Raw genomic sequence first — 20,208 nt, forward strand, 5'->3', positions numbered from 1 at the left:
CCCGACTACATCAGGCGGCTCGTTTTGATCCATTCTTCCGTCTTTTGAATCCCTTCTTCAAGAGACACTTTCGGTTCCCAGCCTAACAGCCGTTTGGCTTTCTCATAATTGCATAACAACTTCTGAATCTCACTCTGTGGATGAATATGGGGAACATGCTCAATCTGCTTTTCATCGCCCACAATGAGCTTAGCTAGATCATTAATCGAAATGTCTCTGCCTAATCCAGCGTTTAAGATTTCCCCATTCACCTTATCGGAGTAACCCGCCTGAACAACGAACTGCGCACAATCATCCACATACAATAAATCACGTGTTTGTGTACCATCGCCATAAATTTGCAATGGTTCACCCGTCAGTTTTTTCCGGATAAAGATGGCCACAACCCCACCTTCACCGTTTGTTTTTTGGTAAGGTCCGTAGGTGTTAAACGGCCGGACAACTACTACAGGCAGTTGATAGGCATAAAAATACGACAGCACCATATTTTCCGCCGCAATTTTCGCCCCAGCATACGGCGAAGCCGGCTTTGTCGGGTGAGTTTCGGCAATCCCTGTTTCATGATAGCAACGGTCATACACCATGCATGTGCTCATAAAAACCAATTTGGTTCGATGCTTCCGACATTGTTCAAGGAGATAAAACGTTCCAATCGTATCGTTGTAAAACGTTGTTCTTGGATCATCAATGGAATCTTGCACATTAATCGACGCCGCTAAATGGTAACAAAGATCATATGTATGTTCACGAAAAAGCTGTGCAAGCAAACGTTCGTCTTTGATATCCCCGACGATGAACTGCTTCAAATTCGGATGATGGCGAAACTCGGAAATATTTTCTTCCCGCCCATTCGAAAGGTCGTCAAGAATCCAGACATCATGCCCATCGTCAAGCAGCCGTTTCGCCACGGCGCGTCCAATAAACCCTGCACCGCCTGTTAATAGTATTCTCATCTCGATCACCTCTTACAATAATAAATCCCATGTCACCGGCGTTCCTTTTTTTACGTCACGTTTCACTGTTTTTCCAAGCAGCTGGTCGAAATATTTCGGCGGCAATCCATTGCCAGGACGAATCGCGCGGACGTTTTCCTTCGTCAACGTCTCGCCTGCCTTCATATCTCGCACAATGTATAACGATCGCCGATGTTTCAATGATGCTTTCTCCGCTTTCGTAGGGCCATATTGAACTCCACCGATGCTTTGCCATGCCCGTTCCGTTTCGATCACTAATGCGGCCATTTCATGCGGTTCCATTGAAAATGCTGCATCCACTCCTCCTTCTGCGCGCGAAAGGGTAAAATGTTTTTCAATGACAGTGGCTCCGAGCGCAACAGCGGCGACACTGACCCCAATGCCCATCGTATGGTCGGACAACCCTACTTGACATTGAAACAGCTCTCTCATATGCGGAATAGTGGCCAAATGTGAGTTCTCTGGCGTCGCGGGATATGTGCTTGTACATTTTAATAAAATCAGGTCGTGGCATCCCGATTCCCTTGCTGCTCTGACCGTTTCGTCCAACTCCGCCGCTGTTGCCATTCCTGTTGAAATGATCAATGGTTTCCCCGTCTCGGCAACCTTGCGGATTAAAGGCAAATCCGTGTTTTCAAACGAGGCGATTTTATAGGCTGGAACATTTAGTTCCTCTAAAAACTCAACGGCCGTTTCATCAAAAGGGGTGCTGAACGCAATAAGCCCTAATTCTTTACAGCGCTGAAAAATCGGCTCATGCCATTCCCAAGGCGTGTAAGCTTCCTGATAGAGCTTATAAAGCGAATTCCCCTGCCAAAGGTTATCGGGGTCATCAATAAAAAAATCTCCCTCGTCCATATCGAGCGTCATTGTATCCGCCGTATACGTCTGCAATTTCACCGCATCGACGCCTGCCCGCGCTGCTGCTTCCACGATGGCTAACGCTCTCTCCAACGATTGATTATGGTTACCGGACATTTCCGCAATAATAAACGGTTTATGATTCGGCCCAATAAGACGATGGCCAATTTGAATGTCTTTGATCAATGGATCATCCCTCCAATAGCGCCTCCACGACCGGATGTACGATATATTCTTTTGTACTCCCTACCAATTCGAGCGCTTTGCGGCTCATGTGCTTCAGTTGTTCCCGTGAAGCAATCGCTCTATATACTATATCGGCATAATCAGCCGATTTTACATCTGCATGCCAACCTATATTCCAAACGGCTCCGTACGCGGCGGCGTCTTCCGTCGATCGCCTTTGGTTTTCCGCAACGATCGTCACCGCGGAAGGCAGGCCGAGAAAACAGCGTTCCCACATCGACGCGCCACCAGCCCCAAGTGAAAAATCCGCCTTTGCCATCAGCTTGGCAAGGTAATCAATTTGACAATGGTAACGAAATCCCATTTCACGACAGAATTGTTCCACGCGAAAACGATTCAAATTGGCTTTCCCTACCACAACGTCAACTTCCACATCAAGAACATCCAACTCCTTGAAAGCATGCAGCGCTTTCTCTGTTTCATTCGTCGGATCGCTGCCGCCAAAAAACAGGAGTACCCGTTGCACTTGGCCACTACGAAGGCTTACGAATTTTTTGGCCTCATAAAATTCCGGCCGCAACAACATATATTGAGGGCCTAACAATAGACGGCAGCCTAGCGGCACAAGTCCATTATACCGTTGCTGCGCATGTTGGTAATAGTTTTGATCCAACAAAACATCGCATTCATGAGGACGGTTCGCTAAATCATCAATCACCATCACATGGCTGACATAGGCTTTCACTTTTTCTTCCCAGCGGCGATCAAGCTCATAATGGTCGACAATGAACCAATCTACCGACTGAAGGAATCGTCGAACCACATCAATCGTCCATTGTGCGTCCACTTCTTGTGACACAGGTCCATCATAAACAAGACGGAACACGGGAAACCCTCTGCTTTCCACCTCATCGCACAAATCCCCTGGGCCTACCCTCATCGCAAAATAAACGGCACAACCGACTTCTTTCAGCATCCTCGCCAATGCCAAACAGCGCATCACATGGCCGGTGCCGATCGCAAACGATGAGTCAACACGGAATAAAATATTCATGATCCCATTCGCCTCTACCCATTCAAGTCATAAATGCTTGTGATACATAACCGTTTCAATGATTTTTTCCGCTCTTGCCAGCCAAGTATGCTTTTCCATGACTTTCTTTCTTCCATTCTCAGCAATCTTCTGCAACGTTGCGTTATCATCTAAAAATGACTGTATCCTAGCATGAGGATATGGAGTAAAAGAGTACAAAAGAAGATCTTCTCCGTCCTTAAATTCACGTTCCAAAAATAAAACTTGCAGCGAGATCTTGAATAAAATATCGAAGCACACCATACTGACTTTGCCCATTATAAAAGATAATCGTTTTATTTTGATGACCCATCGCTTCTCCTCCCCGAGTACACATGTTACACCACCGGTTTTTGCTGAACGTGGGCGTTGAGTTTGGCCACATCGGGATGAGCCAGTAAAAACTGAACGACCTCGCTCGAACGAACGAATCGATCCCCTCTGAAATGGTTCGCAATGGCCGCGCATAATTGATAGTCTTCTTCGGTATCCAATGTGATGCGCAACTGCGGTTGGCAAATGGCTTTCGGCGCTTGAACATAGGTGCGTCGGAATTCACTTGGAAATTCATAGGCATAGTATGTCACATGCTCGCGATGACGCGGTTCTTTGCCATGATGGTATATGTATTCGAGCGCCGAAAACGACACCATTTCAACCACTAGGCCGCGCGGCAACTCTCCCTCCACGATGACAATATCCGATGGTTCTGCTTTCATAGCTCCCACAATTTGGTCTGCCAATTCATAATCAACAAACGGACAATCCGCCGTCACACGAATCACATAGTCAGGCTGATAAGGTTTTGCACATTCATAATAGCGCGCAAGCACATCATCCTCCGATCCGCGAAAGCACGGAACGTGATGCTGTTTGCACCACGACTCAATCGCATCATCCTGCGGCAGAGTAGACGTGGCGACAATCACATCATCCATTTCCTTTACTTGTTGGCATCGTGAAACAACATAGTCCAACACAACCGTATCCCCAAGCGGCATGAGCACTTTTCCCGGCAGCCGCGATGATCCCATGCGGGCTTGGATGATGATGAGTGTTTTCAACTGAATCCCCCTTTACAAATCGATTACGAAATCGGCGGGATACCGAATTTGTTTCTTTTCATTCGTTGAACGGATAAATGGATAATCGTTCAAGTTCACCCCTTGGGACTCAAGGAAAAACCAATAAAAACTATCCAAACCAGCTTCGATGCTTAACGTCGAAGCCCCACCGAAGCGGGGGTTGCACTCGATGAGATGAAACTGCCCCTCACGATCAATGATCACCTGCATCACTGCATGCCCGTATAACCCTAAATAGGAGGCGACAGCGGTACACATGCCCTCTAATTTTTCATTTCTGATCGTTGTAGTGATTTGCGACTCCCCATTGACCACGTAATCCCTTTTTCGCGCTACTGCTCCTTTCGTTCGCCCCATCCGCGTCATGTAGAGATCAATGCTGATCTCTGTCCCAGCGATAAAAGGTTGAAAAACAGGGGCCTCCAGCTTCTTGGCATGCCGATTTGCTTCCTCTTTCGTTAAACAAAGCCCTATGTTTCTCGCCCCCGCTCCGTAACGCTCCTTCACAACATAATCACCATCGTTCAGCTCTTCCAACGAAAGTGCTGTCGGAATGACAGGAAACCCTTGAGCAGAGAGCAGTTCATAAAACCGCAACTTGTCAAGACAAATCTCAATCGCGTTCCGTTCAGACACCATGACAAATATACCGTTCTCTTCGAATACTTGACGATAGGCAGAAAAGAACGGAAGCTCGCCATCTCTTGTCGGTATAATGAAGCGGATGCGCTTTTGGCGGCAAATCGAAATGAATTCTTCAACGGCTAGATCGTCTAACGAGGGCATCTCCCAAAATTCATCAATAAAATAGCGTCCAATGCAATTCCCGTTGCGATCAGCGCCAATGAGAGCCCCCGTCATCCCTGCTTTTCGCATCGCCCGCCGGACAGCACTGAGCAATGGGACTTTTTTCGAAATGCTTGTCACCAAGACGTTGATACGAACCACCTCTTTCACCAAACGCGGAAAAAGCCCCCTCCACCTACAAACGCCTGTCAATCAATTCGGTCAACGAATGAATCGTCATGTCCGCTTCGTATTCGTCCCCCAACATCGTTCGCATATGATCGCCGACATCTCGAATGATCCGCACCGTGCCCATCCCAAGCCTTTTCGCGGCAATAAAGTCTTTATTTGGGTTATCGCCGATGTATACGCAATCGCGAAAATCCAATCCCAAATCCTCCACCATCTTTCGATACGGCGTCTCGCTCGGCTTCCAATGTTCCCTTCCCAAATCGCCGGTGACGATGATGGCATCTACGACATGCTCGAGTTCAAGCGCTTTGATTTTCGACCATTGCATCGTCGAATCCCCATCCGTGATGATGCCGAGCTTTTTTCCTGTCTGTCTCAAATGAGCCAGGACTTCCTTCGCATCATCATATAGCGAAATATCGGGCCGATGACTGCGATAAAGATGGACGAGGCGGGCAATATCGGCGTCAATACCTAGCTGCTTGCATACGTCATCAAACACCCGCCCGCGCCCATTTCGCCGCCATTCATCGATCAGCATTTGATGAATGCCGTCTATCCCTATGTCTGGACGCTGCTTCGCCAGCTCATTCGCCACCGTCCAAAATCCCGATCTGACGTAATCGTGTTCACAATACAGCGTGTCGTCGAGGTCGAAGATGTATCCTTTGTAGCTCATTAGTTACTCCAACGCTTGTGATAGTCTTGGAACACTTCCGAAGCCCGTAGAAAAGATTTTATTGCTGATTATAAGAGATTAATTTAGAACGTAATTTTCTCCATGTAAACTTCAGCGATTTCCAAGTATAAGGCGGATTCGTCTGAAGATTATAACTAGCATCTAAATAATTAGGGTAAAGTTCTAAAGCTCTTAGCAGCAAGTTCCTACCTTCCTCTACTTTTCCTCTGATTAACTTCACAGCTCCTAAATTATTTAAAGATGCCCCATCACACTGGTTAACGTTAAGTATCTCTGCAAATCTTTTCTCAGCCTCTATAGCGCTCTCGGTCTTCAGAAAATAAATCCCCTCTAAGAATAAGACCTGCTCATCATTACGGTCATCATCTTTTAACTCTTGTATAATTGTATAGCCTTCCTCCCATTTGTCTAAACGAAAAAGAATGGAAACATAATCACACATATTCTGCGTGGGAGAAAGTTGCGTCCTTCTAAAGATCGCTTCTTTTATCTTCTCTAATGAATAAGACAGTAGCACTTTTTTTTCATACTCATGCATGGTAGACATACTCGCAGATAAATTATGAGAATGTCTTCGAATATCAACTAAATGTTTATTGATATGGGCGATTCCGCTATGTTCACTCATTCGCAACCATAAATCCCAATCTTCTGCATAACGATATTCAGTATTGAATCCACCTACTTTTCGAAACAACTCCCGATTCACTAAAATACCACTTGTCGCGATTGTATTCCTTAATAGCAGAAATCCCAAAGCTTCCTCTTTTCTATATGGACGACCGTAGTTTAACTCATCTATCACATTCCCATGTTCATCAATATGACGATAGTTGGGATGAGCAAGAAAATACTCTGGCTGATCACATGTTCGATTCAAACGCTCCAAATGTGCTTGAAGCTCTTCAATTAATAGCGGATGAGCTATATCATCAGAATCCATAAATAGGATCCAATCACTGTCTGCATGCTCAACCCCAATATTTCGTGCGTACGAAGGGCCTGAATTTTGTTTTAATTGAATCAACTCTATATTTTTGTTTTCCCGCATCATTCCATTAATGACTTCTAACGTGCCATCTTGACTGCCATCATCTACAATAACGATTTTATGGAGTGGTTTTGTCTGATTTAAAAGGCTGGCAACGGTCTGTTCAATATGTAACTCTGAGTTAAAGGACGGAACAACTGCGCAGATAGTGGTCATAATTTATCACCTCATACAGAAATTTCCCTACAAAAGTACCCAACCTTGCTCCTCATTATTTAAGTTCCTCTCTAAAAATATCCTTGTATAAACTATCCAACTTATATTTCTGATTTTCCCATGAATAGTATATTTTGGCCTGTTCGAAAGATTCTTTCGCAAAAGCATTGTTATTTAACTTATTAACAATATCATCAGTAATAGACGCTATGTCCTTCCCAATTGGATAAGTAACCCCTACACGAAATTTTTTGACAATCTCAGAGAAAGCAAACCCATCATATGTAAAAAAAGGAATATCAGAAAAGATAGCATCGAATAATTTATTCGGAATAGCGTATTTGTAATTTCTCAATACATTTTCTCCATAGTGATGCGGAAAATACAAGTAACCATCACAAGCATAAACATATTTAATTAAATCTATGTATTCTAATCTACCTAAATATATAATCTTATGAGATTGTTTATGTTCTTCTTTTACATAATCATCCAATAAACCATCACCAATAATAATAAGGCGAAAGTGGTCTGGCATCATCTTAATCATTTCAATAATCGTATCAATGCCTCGATCTGGCATAATGTTTCCGGCAAACACAAAATATTTAAACTCTTCACTGAGACCAAGCTCTTGGCGTGTTTTTTGTTTGGATTTGGTCATTATATGTGAGGAATAACGAGTATTAAAAATCACCGTCCTAGGGCAGGTGAGAGAATACTCATTGGAAAGAACATGTAACATTTCTTCACTAACAGCTATAACCCCGTCTGCAAACCTTATATAATTCCCGCGATTTTTTCCTAATTGAACAGCAGTATTATATTTATTTATATCATCCCCATAATTTCGCTTTTCAATATAGTCTGGAAAATACTCGTGTGAATCTGCTATCCACTTTGCCTTTTGTTCCCTAGCCATTAAATATCCAATTGGCCACGTCTCTGGGTCATGGCAATGGAAAATATCAAAGCGTTCCTCCTTCAGCAAAGCGTCTCTTAATTGAAAATGTGCTATTAAATATTTATCAATTAACACTGAGGTGCCTAACTTATAATCTAATACTCTCCTAATATGAATATTGTCTTCATAATCATACTCTCGATCGCCTTTTTCTTTTTGACAAAAGAGCGTCGCTTCATATCCTAATTCCACCAAGGTTTTTGTCATTCTCCATATTCTAGGATCTTTATTGCTTGGATGGTCTGACAAGACTGCCACTCTCAACTTTTTCATAATTAACACCCTTTAACTCAATAATCTTTTTTTGTCGCAAAGACATTAATAGACTTCCTCGTTTCGATTTCCGATGGAAGATGCTTTAACGTGCCATTATCTTCTATCAAGTATATTTTATATCCATAGTCAATTAACAACTTCTGAAGCTCTATATCGGAAAATCCTAATCTTGATAAACAAATAGGATTAATTTCTAACATAATATCTGGTGCTTTGGAAGATGAGAGGAGATGTTCAGCTCCCTGAAAAGCAAGCATTTCTGCTCCTTCAATATCAACTTTAATAAAATCTACTTTATCAATCGCGTTTTGTTTAACATAATCATCCAAGCAGATAGTTTCTACCTTTTCTCGGTCATAAACGTGTTCAAATTGCTGCACAATTGATTTCATTCCTCCATTCTCATCAGAGTTAGAATACAAAGTCATATAACCATTAGCATTCGAAACAGCGACTTGATTAGCCACCACATTTGACAATTGATTCAAATAGATATTATCCACCAGTTGTCTAAAGTTTTTGCGATCCGGCTCAAAACAATGGACTATCCCACTATTTCCAACTCTTCGGGCAAACATTAAAGTATAATAACCGACATTCGCACCTAAGTCAAAAACCGTCTGGCCAAGCTGAATTTGTTGTGATAAAAATCGAGTTTCCTTTTCCTCATAATACCCGTAATTGTAAATGGTGTTTTGGATAAACTCCCTTATGTTAAGCAACATTTTAAATTCAATATTGTCTAGCTTTACCTCATGAATAATTTGTTCCTCAGGAATATCTTCATAGTTGTAATACAGCTGTTTTCCTACTTTCCAATAAAACAATGGATCAAACTTCTCCGTATCATACAAAACGAACGCCTTAGAGCGTAATCCATTTTTCTCTAATTCCGACAAAATTTCATTTTGAAAAGAGTGTGAGGAAACAACAATGTATTTAATATGATCAATCCAATCAAGAGCCTCTTGAAGCGAGTATACTGGGATTCCCATTATTTGATCATATTCTTTATAAGAAGAAACAATCCCTCGGATAGAATGGAGCGAAATATTTTTTTCTCTCAGAAACCCTAACAAAGCAACAGTATGTTCTCCCGCTCCCCAAATCAATATTTGGTCTTTATCGTCCATCAAACATGTAAATAAATTCAAAATTTTTTTTTGCACCTTATATCTCCCTATCATTTTGCTCCCTTTCCTTCCATGTACATTTACAAGATAAAGCGAGGAAATTAACGTATCTTCTGAATGAATAACAATGCGTTGCTTAGTTGAAGTGTTTCTACATTCAGCCACTCTCTCCCACGTGACATCAAAGTCGATTTGTATGGAGAGCAAACAGAATCAAGCAATATTACACCTTATATAGTCTCTCGCATGAATAGAAAAATCATCACTGTTAGACGGATTAAAGGTTCATTACCAAAAGATGTACTTGATTTTTAAAGGGAAACATGATAGTAATGTTGTCCAAAATAACTAGAATAAGTGCTGTTTTGGCTTCCATTATCATGATCATCTTTTTTGTCAGGTACACTTTGTAATGACGATCCGGATTAAATCACATTTGGAAGTCGCATCCCTTTTAGGGCAGGTATAGTCTTTGATACATTTCATTTTTTACAAAATATACAAAATAAAATTATACACCAAATGAAGGACCTAACAATATTTTCTATATATATCTATGAGCCTTGGCAAAACAACCTTCTCTAAGTCGTGGTACTCCTCTACATATTTTCTTCCTTGTTCGCCTGCATAAATCATTTTTTCTTTATCATCTACTAATTGGTCAATAACCTCTTCAAGATTATCTATCGTCGCGGATATAATAGGTAGATCATGAGGATAACCTTTTTTAACAAAATCGTTGATATAAGTAATGACTGGCTTTTTTAGCGCCATTGCTTCAATCGATAACATTCCGTAAGTCCCGTATAATAGATGATCAATAATAATATCTCCTTTGGCTAGCTCTTTGAGAAAATCATTATGATTTTGATTCTCGATTAAAATAAATTCGATATCGTTTCTCTTCAAACATACTTTCTTTATAGTATCAACAATATAGTCTGTTCCTTTAAATGTTCGATTTGTCGGAGCATGCATAATTTTCAATCTTCTCTTTCGCGTTGAAGTAATTGGTTCATAATCATAATTTTCAATACTATATTTATCCAATCCCAAATCTATTGGTAAAGGTAGTATTTCTACGTAATCATAGAAGGGTTGCACATATTCGGCCAGTTCTAAATCTTGTACAATTGATACAGGAATCCATTCAGCGCAATTTTTTATGTATTTAACTACCTCATCCTCATTCACCAAAAAATCTTTATACATCAATCTCGCATACGGATTAAATTTCTCCAATACACTAGGTCGCCTTACATCAGTTCCATTGTGGTGCATAAATAATTTTTTTCCTTTAGAAGACAAATAAGTCAAATCTTTCTGGTCATATAAAAATGTGTGGGCAAAAAAGAAATGAAAAATATCGTAGTGATCTTTATGTTCTTCGAATATTTTTTGACGAATTGCTATTTTTTCATGTTTAGTAAATTTATTAATATCAAAGTCAATATCAGCTTTTTCAAAGTAATGTTTTAAAAATGAGACAGACTTAGTATCGTATCCCTTTTCTCTAAAAGCTTTTGCAAAGGTGGTATTTAATCCGCAAATAGATATTAGTCCATAAAACATTTTCAGGCTCACCCTATCCCATCCTCCCATCAACATTCTATGTGCAAGAATATTCGTTTTTCACTTCCTAAGAATCAGGTATTTTTAACCCCTGACTTCTATTCGCTGAAAAATAAAAGCTTCATCATCAACCAGCTTCATCTCAACATCGTGTATCTCTTCTTTTAAACCAGATATTTGAAATAAAACCTGTTCAAATTGCGGAGAAAATCGCCCTCCTACTCCTCTATCCTTAGCGGAAAACTTTCTTTTATAGCCACCAATCATCATTTGCAATTGATCCGAGCAATCCGCATGCCTCCCCCCAATCACCCGAATCGCCGTTCCTTTAAACTTGAATTGAATCGCCGCATTCGGTTCGTTCGTTTCGTAATACGCGCCGATCACATCAGATTCCATTGAAGGTTGTTTTTGAATTTTGATTTCTTTTTTGCGCCATTGGCCGCTATAGTGAAATTCACTAGACGTGCTTTCGAGTCTCTTCCAGCCATCGTCCTTCTGTTTCAGGGCGGGGTGCAGATAGGTTTGCACCAACGGCGCCATTTCGTTATAGACTTGCTGGCATAGATGCAAATAGCTGCGGAACGACCGGACCACTTTGTCCGCCTTCACAATCGGATCTTGCTCTTCTCGGATTTTGTGCGCTTCTTTTTGCAACATTTCCGTATAGACGCGAACAACAGGCCGTATGTACACGTCAAAAAAGTCGTTTTGGGTCAAGCGGCGAAACCGTTCATCGAAGCGGGCGAATAATTTGAGCAATTTGTCTTCTTTTTTTCGAATAGCAGCCTGCTCCAACTCGTGAAACATTGCTTCGAGCTCATGGTATCTCTTGATGAAATCGGTCATCGCGCGCTTCATGTTCCCGATTTTGTCTTCCATCCCTTGCGTCGGGTTGCGTTCTTGGCCGGCATGCCAGTTTTCATTCACGACTTTCTTCGTCAACCGGTTTTGGATGACGGCCTCCAGCGGAAGAAATGGCGCGCCAGAAATATCCGCACCGCCTTTTGTTGTGTTGATGACTTCGATCTGAGCATACTTCTGGATATAGTGCTCCATCAACAGCCGCATTTGGTTGAGCGATTCATTCGTCGTGACAAGGCGGCCGTATACGTCCTTCACTTGCATGAGGCCGCGCCGCTCATGTTCGAGCACTTCAGCGGTCTGCTTTTCTCCCCGTTTGATTTCTTTCGCATAATAGTAATTGTCGCGAAAGGCGAAATTTTGCCCGACAAGAATGACCGGATTCGCCTCCAACTTCGCCAATATTTGCAACGTAATAATGGCGATCGAAAACGCATCGTCTATCACTTCGCTACGGTCAAGGCTGTCAAGATAGTATGGCGTTACGGTATCTTGGGATGTGACGGCGTAAAACTTTGGTCCCTTGTATTTTTGAATCGTTTCGTATCCGACGCTCGTCCCATAAATCATCGGCACGTTGGCGTCGATCCCTTTGTCAATCATGTCCCAAAACACAGCGAAATTATGAGCCTGTGGATCATACGTGCAAACAGCGTCGGGCAGGATGCCGTTCGCCACTAGCGCTCGATTCGCCGATCCGACAGCAAAAATGTAGGCTAGCCCATTTTCCTTTATGTAGCGAAGATTGTCATATTCCTCTTGCAGCGACGGCCCAGCCGCAACGAGCAAGACCGGTTTGGAACGAAAATGTTCTTTTCGGCTGAAAATGCTCGGCGATCTCAACGTTGTCGGCAAATTCATCACACTGTTCAATGTCCAACGTTTTCCAAATGCAAATTCTGTCGCCAAATTGATGCGCTTCGACTGCATCAAATCACGAAACTGTCGGACAAATTGTTGAAATGGATCGGCGAAAATACGCTCATAGCTCGGCAACGTAATGAGCAACACATTCGTCTCGAGCGCGTTCGCAAACTCGGCAAAAAACTGCCTGCGCGAAGCCTCGTCCGTTTCCACATAAAGATAGCGAAGCCGCTGAATCGGCCATTCTGTCATCCGTTTGTATGATAGAAAGCGAAAAAAGATCCATGGATTCGGTTCATAAATCGTGAACGCCTTATATGGAAACATAGATAAGATTTTTTCTACATGGTATCCGAGCCCGATGCCGTAAAAGAAAAGATGGTCGTGTTGTTCGATTTTGTCTTTGAGCTGTTGGACGAGGCGCTCGGCTTCTTGCTCCGGGTTGTATTTGCTGTGCAAATACAGAGGGCGTCCATCCACATGAACTTGAATCGTCGGCAGACCAGCATGGGACGGGATGATTTCATATTGCGGCCAAACTTGCTCATGCTGGATTTGATTCCATAGCTGCCAAATGGATGGATAGTGGCTTTGCAAAAATCGTTGATTCTCTGCCAACAACATGATGCTCATCTCCTAATCACTCACGGTTTTCCCCTATATTAAGCCTTCTGCCAAAATCCAACGGCGCAATGTTTCTTTATCAATCATCTCGCCTTGAAACGGATTTTGACACGGGCGGATGTTCCATTCTTTCGGATAGGCATGCGGCTTCCAGCCGAAAGGAGGCCCGATCACATACATGTCTTCCGTCTCCCATGCCGCATGCGCTTCGTCTTCTGTCATGAGCTCTTCGTACATTTTTTCCCCTGGACGCAAGCCAATTTCTTTGATTTTAATCGTTTCGGTAATGTGATATTTTTTTGAGACTTCCTCAATCATCACCTCAACTAAATCCCTTAGCGCCACCACCGGCATTTTCAGCACGAACACTTCTCCGCCCACGGCCAGTTCGTTGGCTTTTAAGATGAGAGAAATGGCTTGCGACGGCGTCATCATGTAACGAAGCATGTCCATATGGGTGACGGTCACTTCCCGATCCTCTAAAATTTGTTTTTTAAACAACGGAATGACCGAACCACGCGAACCCATGACATTGCCAAAACGCACCGCGGAGAAAATCGTTTGTTTCGGCCCTTTTTGATATTCGGTCGCCGCGATTAATCGTTCCGCCGCCAGTTTTGTTGCGCCGTACGTGTTCGTTGGCGAAATGGCCTTATCCGTGCTTGTAAATAACACTTTTTTCACTCCGGCTTTCAAAGCGGCTTGAATGACATTTTGCGTGCCAATAATGTTCGTTTTCACCGCTTCAAACGGATTGTATTCACAAGCCGGAACATGCTTCATGGCGGCAAGATGAAAGACGTAGTCAATGTCTTCCATCGCCCGCAGCACACGCGCTTCGTCGCGGACATCGCCAATTAAATAACGAAGCACCTTTGAATGTTTAAATTGCTGCGCCAGTTCAAACTGTTTATGCTCATCGCGGCTAAAAATGCGAATGACGTTCGGTTCATGCTGCAACAGTGTTTTGGTGAGATGTTGTCCAATCGTTCCCGTACCGCCAATAATCAAGATTTTTTTTCCTCTGTAGATGCTCAACTCTGTTCACTGCCTTTGCTGTCTGCGTTTAGTTCACGACATTGACTTTTACGTGCTCCATAATGTCTTTCCATAACGGCTTGACTTCATATTGGATCAAGTCGGCGATCAAAATCGTGTCTCCTGCTTCTACAGCTTGAAGCAATTGCCGCAATTGTTCCGCCAACGTTTCCCGGATGTGGACGAGCGTCTGACGATCCATCTGATCGTACGAATGTTCGGCGAGCCAATAAAGGGCTTGATCGATCCATTGGATTCCTTCCAGCATTTGCTCAAATCGGATCCATGTATGTTCGGAAGGGGTTTGATAAAATTCATCGATGATACGCTCAATCTCTGGCAGGGCACGTGTCAAATACGAATGCATTGTCTGGAAAACATCCCGTATATATTCTTCGATCGTCACCGCCACAACGTCAATCGTACGGATGGAATCGATTCTCTCTTCGATATAAGCCTCCATCTCGTCGTACACTTCGACGCCATCGATAACGAGATGGCTCAATTGCCGATCCGCCTCGGCAACCATGGAAAAGATTTTTTGCAACATCGCTTCAAGCTCTGATCGATCATTGCGATATTCAAACGTTTGTCCGAAAATGTTGAGCTGCATGTCTCGCACTCTCCTAAACGAGATTGTTTCGTGATCATTCGACATCCTCTACTATTATTATCGGTTTCATTTTGTCGATGTGAAGCGAATCAAACAGAAAAATCATTCCAGCGCTTCCCCTAATTGAAAAGGCCCCTCTCGATTACACGAGAAGAGGCCTTTCGCTTTTCCTTTATCGCAACAGCTGAAGCACGCTCTGCGGCTGTTGGTTCGCTTGGGCCAGCATCGATTGGGCCGCTTGGGTGAGAATGTTTTGTTTCGTAAATTCCATCATTTCTTTCGCCATATCGACGTCGCGGATGCGTGATTCCGCCGCTGTCAAGTTTTCCGCCGACGTATCCAAGTTGTTGATCGTATGCTCTAAACGGTTTTGATAAGAACCGAGGCGGGCGCGCTCCGTCGAAACCGTGTTGATCGCGATGTCGATTTTCGAAATCGCCGCCGTTGCGCCGCTGAAAGACATGATATCTAAAGCATATTCAGGAGTGCCTGCACTGCTGACATCTGTCAATTGGTTCGCCGTTCCTCCAGCAAATTTAGCATTTGCAATGCCTCCAGACAATACGGAGGATACCGATGTACCGTTTGCCGTAGTAGCTGCACCGATAGTGTTGGCAGATGCACCAGATGCGCCAGCCAATCCAAGCGCTTGGGCGCGCATGTCGAAAATTTTAATTTCAAACGATTGATTTGTATTCGCCCCAATTTGCAGTTTAATCGGGCTCGCGCCGCTCACATTGCCGTTCAACAATTTTTGCGTGTTGAATTCCGTCGTATTGCCGATCCGGTTGATTTCAGACGTCAGTTGGTTAAATTCTTTTTGCAATTGCTCGCGGTCTGCTTGCGTATTGGTGCTGTTGGCCGCTTGCGTCGCCAGTTCGCGCATCCGTTGCAGGATGGAGTGTACTTCATTTAACGCTCCTTCTGCCGTTTGGATGAGCGAAATGCCGTCTTGAGCGTTGCGGCTCGCTTGCTCCAACCCGCGAATTTGGCCGCGCATTTTTTCCGAAATCGCTAGACCTGCGGCGTCATCGCCGGCGCGATTGATGCGGAGGCCAGACGAAAGTTTTTCAATCGATTTGGATGCGTTCGTCGTATTGGTCGTCAACTGCCGATACGTATTCAACGCCGCGATATTGTGGTTGATTCTCATGTTCTCTTCCTCCTTGAAATGATTTTTTCCACGTCCTTGTGGAACGGCGGGCTGGGGCGAAAGTCGGCCGCCTTTCGCCACAAGCCGCGCTCACTTTTTATATCGGCGCGTTTTTTGGAAGTTTAATAGGGAAATTTAAATTTTTTGTCGATGGGGACAAAAAAAGCGCCGCTTGGGCGCCTGATTCGTTTACGGGATGTTCCATTGTTTCAGTTTAGCGGTCAGTTCGGCGAGCGACGTTTCGGACGCTTGGGAGGCGGCGTTGTTTTCCGCTTGGATGGCAAGATACACTTCTTTGCGGTGGATATCGATGTGTTTTGGCGCGTTGATGCCGAGTTTCACTTGGTCGCCTTGGATGGCGAGGACGGTGATTTCGATGTCATCGCCGATTTGGATCGCTTCTTTGATTTTGCGCGTTAAGACAAGCATCGGGCCGCCTCCTTTACGTCGCCACTTTTTCCGGGAAGAGGCGATGTTTCGTTTTGTACGGTGTGTTCGTCAAAATGACTTGCTTGCCAAACCGCTTGCGGGCGTTGATGACAACGGGCGCCTGCAAGTTCGCCGTCGTCTCGTGAAACGGGTCGGCGACGGTGAGGATGACATACACGGCGACGTCGCGTTCGCTTTCGATGTTAAGTTGTTCGACCGTCGCTTCATCCAGTTCAAATTCGTACGATGGAAAGTACGAAAACGGCTCAATCAGCACAAACCCGAGCGCAGGGATCTCGACCGACTGCAAGATGACAAACGGCGTGTCGGCGAGCGGAAGAAGGACGAACCGCTTTTCGTCGGCGAATCCGGGCAAGCCATGTGGGAAATGGATAATGTCTTCTTCCTTCACCGCCACGGTTCCGTGGTATTTCGTGTCGATATTCATGAATCGTTCCTCCTGTTTTCTCAAATGACGACGTCAATGTGAAGCGACGGGCGCTGGACGAGGGCGATCTTGACCGTTCCTTGCTGGTAGCGGATGATCGGCGCATGCGCCTTCACATCAATGCGCGGCGCGTGGGTGTTCCAGTCGATCGCCAGCCGTCCTGGTTCATAGTCGACCTTGACGCTAAACGGCGGCGGGACGAGGGCGATGTTGAACTCGAGCGGCGGGTCTTCACTGTTTACAACGGCTTGGTCGGCGAGCGGGTTGCCGCCGTCCTCGATGCGCATCAGTTCATCGCCTTGGACCGCAGCGCGCTCGATGAAATCGAGCACCGCTTGCCGCCCGTCAGCGGCCGCATCCCGAATGAGCCGAAACACGTGCTTGTTGTTCACCGCCGCCCACGCCTCGGTCTGGTCGATCGTCAGGCGGGCGGGGATGGAAGCGATGCGCATGTCGGCGGACGGCTGCTCGATCGCCATGTCGGCATGGGGCTGGGCAATCTCGAGCCGCGCGGGTTCGCTTGAGATCGCCAGCTTGGCGTACGTCGCTTCCATCCTAAGCTGCGGAATGCGCATGCCCTTCCCCCTTTCAATGGTTGGGATGGATACCAAAACAGCGCGGGACTGTTCGGTGAAAAAAGCCAGCAGGAAGCTGGCTTAGCGCAAAAAGTCAACCAGCGTCGGCTGAATGACGCGCGCGCCGACGGCCAAAGCGGCTCGGTGGACGCTTTCTTGCGTTTTCAAGTCGGTGATGACTTTTTCAAGATCAACGTCTTCGTTGTCCGACAACATTTTTTCCGCGATCACCTGCTGGCTGTCGATGCGGTCTTCCATCAGCTCGATCCGGTTCATGCGCGCGCCGAGTTCGGCGCGGACGCCGAGCAAATTTGTCAAATGGCTGTCGAGTTTGTCTAAATAGCCCGTTAAATCATTACCGGTCGTACTCGGATTTTCGAGGGAAGCGGCCAAGTTTTGCAAGTCGGAAAACAATCCGCTGCCCGCCCCGAACGCTGTGCTCGGCGGAATGTTGACCGGAATGTAAATGCCTTTGGCGAGCTCAATGTTCAGCTGTTGGCTGTTCGTCGACACGGAAATCGTGCCGTCCGGGTTCACAGTAACAGGTGGCTCCGTCGTTTTCGCGCCGTTAAAGATGTATTTGTCGCCGACTTTCGTATTGGCGATCGTGACCAAATGTTCGGTGAGCTGGCGCACTTCTTTGGCGATCGACTGGCGCTGCGTTTCTTCGTATGTGTCGTTGCTCGCCTGCACGACGAGCTCGCGGATGCGCTGCAGCGCCTGCGTCGCCTTGTCAAGCGCCGAATCAGAGTTTTCGACCCAGTTGTACGCTTCCGAGAAATTGCGTTTGAACTGCTCGACTTCGGCTAAATTCGAACGGTAGGCGATTCCTTTCATCGCCACAACAGGATCGTCGGACGGGCGGGTGATTTTTTTCCCCGTCGAAAGCTGGGTTTGATATTGATCTAACTTTTCGTAGCTGCGGGTGATTTGTTTCAACATATTATTCGCCAACATGCTTTGCGTAATACGCATCACCGTTCACCTACCTTCCAACGACGCCCATGCCGTTGATGAGTTTATCGAGCATCTCGTCAATCACCGTAATTTGACGCGCCGCGGCGTTGTAGGCGTGCTGGAATTTGATCATGTTCATCATCTCTTCATCCAGCGACACGGAGCTGACCGACTGCCGTTTTTCCTCCACCGACTGGCGCAGAATTTCACTATTGCTTTTCATCCGGTTCGCCTGCTCACCGTCGACGCCAAGCTGTCCGATCCAGCCTTGGTAGTTCGTTTCGACCGTGCCTGAGGAAAGCGGCAAATTCAGGGAGGCCAAGTTGACGGAGATGCCGTCTTGCAGCGAAACGGTCGCATTGGACAGAAGCAGGCTGCGGACGTTGGCGAGGTTGATGGCGTTGTTGCCATTCCCTGTTTCCCCGCTTTTCGTTGACGCCGCGATGTTCGCCAAATCGTCGATGTCGGCGGCGAGTTTGATCGTGTTCGCCGCGCCGCTCACCGCGCCGATCCCGCCAAAAAACGGGTGATTCGTGCTCCCGTTTAGCCCGTAGCCTTGTTGATGAACGTCGTTGAACACCTTGCCGAACGTGTAGGCGAGCTTGTCCAAATTCGCCAGCATGTCTGGGTACAGCCCTTTGACGATCGGCTGGCCGCTGGCGTCGGTTCCTGTTTGATAGCCGTATCCTTCGATCAGCCCGCGCAATTTGCCGTTCGGAAGAGAGAAAAAGGAAACGGTCGTCCCGCTGACATCGAGCGTATTGATGCCTAGATCGGGAGGCATCTCCTTCACCCCGTCGCCGTCGACATCGCTGCCATCGGAAAACGACACGACAGACGCCGTTCGGCCTTGAACGAGATACACTTTCGCGCTCCCGTTCATCACGTAAACATCGTACGTTCCTTCCGCCATGGGCAAGGCGTTTCCGCCAGTTGGATGCTTTTCCACACCGATCTCCATATATTGCGACAGCTGGTCGATCAACCGATCGCGCTCATCGTACAAGTCGTTGGGCAAATAGCCGTTCGGCTCGATTTCGGCGATCCGTTCATTCAATGCGCTGATTTGGTTGAGAAGGGAATTGATTTCCGTCACCGTCGTACCGATTTGCGTGCCAAGATCCGTGCGGATTTGCGCCAAGGAATTTGACAAGTAATGGAACGTCTCGACGACCGCTAACCCGCGCTGGCGAACGACGGAGCGCGCTCCTTCGTTCTCCGGGTGGGTGCTCAAATCTTGAAGCGCCTGCCAAAACTGGTCCATCGTTTTCGCTAGTCCGCTGTCGGACGGCTCATTCATAATGTCTTCCATCTTCGACACCGCATCCGCGCGCGCTTCCCAATAGCCGAGTTTGCTGTTTTCGCCGCGGTATTGGATGTCGAGGAAATATTCACGCACCCGTTCGACCGACGACGCTTCCACCCCTGTCCCCATTTGCCCTGGGATGTTCGGGCGGTTGAGCCCGGGCGTCGGAAACGGCGGCGTCGCCTTGAGTTGGACGCGTTGCCGTGTATACCCTTCCGTATTGGCGTTGGCGATGTTATGTCCTGTCGTATACAACGCCGCTTGCTGGGCCATCATGGCGCGCCGAGCGGCTTCTAATCCGTGGAATGTCGAGAGCATCGTTCTCCCCC

20 protein-coding genes are annotated in these 20,208 nt (G+C 45.8%); all 20 read right to left on the minus strand.

Annotation, left to right across the window (positions count from 1 at the left end; genetic code table 11):
* Positions 1-5: 5 nt before the first annotated feature.
* On the minus strand, positions 6-953 hold the full coding sequence (locus GT3570_RS15220) for a GDP-mannose 4,6-dehydratase (RefSeq protein ID WP_062898947.1): 948 nt from the start codon (positions 951-953) through the stop codon (positions 6-8).
* A gap of 12 nt (positions 954-965) precedes the next feature.
* A complete protein-coding gene (gene pseI / locus GT3570_RS15225) occupies positions 966-2,021 on the minus strand; it encodes a pseudaminic acid synthase (RefSeq protein WP_062898948.1) in 1,056 nt (351 codons plus the stop codon).
* Between the two features lie 4 nt (positions 2,022-2,025).
* Positions 2,026-3,075: a UDP-2,4-diacetamido-2,4,6-trideoxy-beta-L-altropyranose hydrolase gene (gene pseG, locus GT3570_RS15230; protein WP_062898949.1), complete on the minus strand. Its 1,050-nt coding sequence runs from the start codon at positions 3,073-3,075 to the stop codon at positions 2,026-2,028.
* 27 nt (positions 3,076-3,102) lie between these two features.
* Positions 3,103-3,372 carry a glycosyltransferase gene (locus tag GT3570_RS15235; RefSeq protein ID WP_318258046.1) on the minus strand — a complete coding sequence of 90 codons (270 nt, stop codon included), beginning with the start codon at positions 3,370-3,372 and terminating at the stop codon, positions 3,103-3,105.
* 59 nt (positions 3,373-3,431) lie between these two features.
* The gene (locus tag GT3570_RS15240; protein ID WP_062898951.1) at positions 3,432-4,157 is read right to left on the minus strand and encodes a cytidylyltransferase domain-containing protein; all 726 of its coding nucleotides are present in this window, start codon (positions 4,155-4,157) and stop codon (positions 3,432-3,434) included.
* A gap of 12 nt (positions 4,158-4,169) precedes the next feature.
* On the minus strand, positions 4,170-5,138 hold the full coding sequence (locus GT3570_RS15245) for an ATP-grasp domain-containing protein (RefSeq protein WP_062898952.1): 969 nt from the start codon (positions 5,136-5,138) through the stop codon (positions 4,170-4,172).
* A gap of 22 nt (positions 5,139-5,160) precedes the next feature.
* Positions 5,161-5,835: an HAD family hydrolase gene (locus GT3570_RS15250; protein ID WP_062898953.1), complete on the minus strand. Its 675-nt coding sequence runs from the start codon at positions 5,833-5,835 to the stop codon at positions 5,161-5,163.
* 58 nt (positions 5,836-5,893) lie between these two features.
* Positions 5,894-7,063 carry a glycosyltransferase gene (locus GT3570_RS15255; RefSeq protein ID WP_062898954.1) on the minus strand — a complete coding sequence of 390 codons (1,170 nt, stop codon included), beginning with the start codon at positions 7,061-7,063 and terminating at the stop codon, positions 5,894-5,896.
* Between the two features lie 55 nt (positions 7,064-7,118).
* Positions 7,119-8,300 carry a glycosyltransferase gene (locus GT3570_RS15260; RefSeq protein ID WP_062898955.1) on the minus strand — a complete coding sequence of 394 codons (1,182 nt, stop codon included), beginning with the start codon at positions 8,298-8,300 and terminating at the stop codon, positions 7,119-7,121.
* Positions 8,301-8,317: 17 nt separating this feature from the next.
* The gene (locus tag GT3570_RS15265; RefSeq protein WP_167552189.1) at positions 8,318-9,472 is read right to left on the minus strand and encodes an FkbM family methyltransferase; all 1,155 of its coding nucleotides are present in this window, start codon (positions 9,470-9,472) and stop codon (positions 8,318-8,320) included.
* Between the two features lie 495 nt (positions 9,473-9,967).
* Positions 9,968-11,020 carry a glycosyltransferase family protein gene (locus GT3570_RS15270; RefSeq protein WP_156484090.1) on the minus strand — a complete coding sequence of 351 codons (1,053 nt, stop codon included), beginning with the start codon at positions 11,018-11,020 and terminating at the stop codon, positions 9,968-9,970.
* Between the two features lie 72 nt (positions 11,021-11,092).
* Positions 11,093-13,360 (minus strand): motility associated factor glycosyltransferase family protein, encoded by a 2,268-nt coding sequence (locus GT3570_RS15275; protein ID WP_062898958.1) that lies wholly within the window; start codon positions 13,358-13,360, stop codon positions 11,093-11,095.
* Positions 13,361-13,393: 33 nt separating this feature from the next.
* The gene (locus tag GT3570_RS15280; RefSeq protein ID WP_062898959.1) at positions 13,394-14,398 is read right to left on the minus strand and encodes a UDP-N-acetylglucosamine 4,6-dehydratase family protein; all 1,005 of its coding nucleotides are present in this window, start codon (positions 14,396-14,398) and stop codon (positions 13,394-13,396) included.
* 28 nt (positions 14,399-14,426) lie between these two features.
* Positions 14,427-15,011 carry a hypothetical protein gene (locus tag GT3570_RS15285; protein WP_062898960.1) on the minus strand — a complete coding sequence of 195 codons (585 nt, stop codon included), beginning with the start codon at positions 15,009-15,011 and terminating at the stop codon, positions 14,427-14,429.
* A gap of 172 nt (positions 15,012-15,183) precedes the next feature.
* Positions 15,184-16,164: a flagellin N-terminal helical domain-containing protein gene (locus GT3570_RS15290; protein WP_062898961.1), complete on the minus strand. Its 981-nt coding sequence runs from the start codon at positions 16,162-16,164 to the stop codon at positions 15,184-15,186.
* A gap of 189 nt (positions 16,165-16,353) precedes the next feature.
* Complete coding sequence (gene csrA / locus GT3570_RS15295) at positions 16,354-16,593, minus strand: carbon storage regulator CsrA (protein ID WP_062898962.1); 240 nt, start codon at positions 16,591-16,593, stop codon at positions 16,354-16,356.
* A gap of 13 nt (positions 16,594-16,606) precedes the next feature.
* A complete protein-coding gene (gene fliW / locus GT3570_RS15300; RefSeq protein WP_062898963.1) occupies positions 16,607-17,041 on the minus strand; it encodes a flagellar assembly protein FliW in 435 nt (144 codons plus the stop codon).
* 20 nt (positions 17,042-17,061) lie between these two features.
* Positions 17,062-17,616, minus strand: a complete 555-nt coding sequence (locus tag GT3570_RS15305; RefSeq protein ID WP_062898964.1) for a DUF6470 family protein — start codon at positions 17,614-17,616, stop codon at positions 17,062-17,064.
* Positions 17,617-17,697: 81 nt separating this feature from the next.
* Positions 17,698-18,591, minus strand: coding sequence for a flagellar hook-associated protein FlgL (gene flgL / locus GT3570_RS15310; RefSeq protein ID WP_011232606.1), 894 nt, complete (start codon positions 18,589-18,591; stop codon positions 17,698-17,700).
* A 10-nt stretch (positions 18,592-18,601) separates the two neighbouring features.
* Positions 18,602-20,197 carry a flagellar hook-associated protein FlgK gene (flgK, locus tag GT3570_RS15315; protein ID WP_062898965.1) on the minus strand — a complete coding sequence of 532 codons (1,596 nt, stop codon included), beginning with the start codon at positions 20,195-20,197 and terminating at the stop codon, positions 18,602-18,604.
* Positions 20,198-20,208 lie beyond the last annotated feature (11 nt).

The organism is Geobacillus thermoleovorans (genome assembly GCF_001610955.1).
GTDB lineage: Bacteria > Bacillota > Bacilli > Bacillales > Anoxybacillaceae > Geobacillus > Geobacillus thermoleovorans.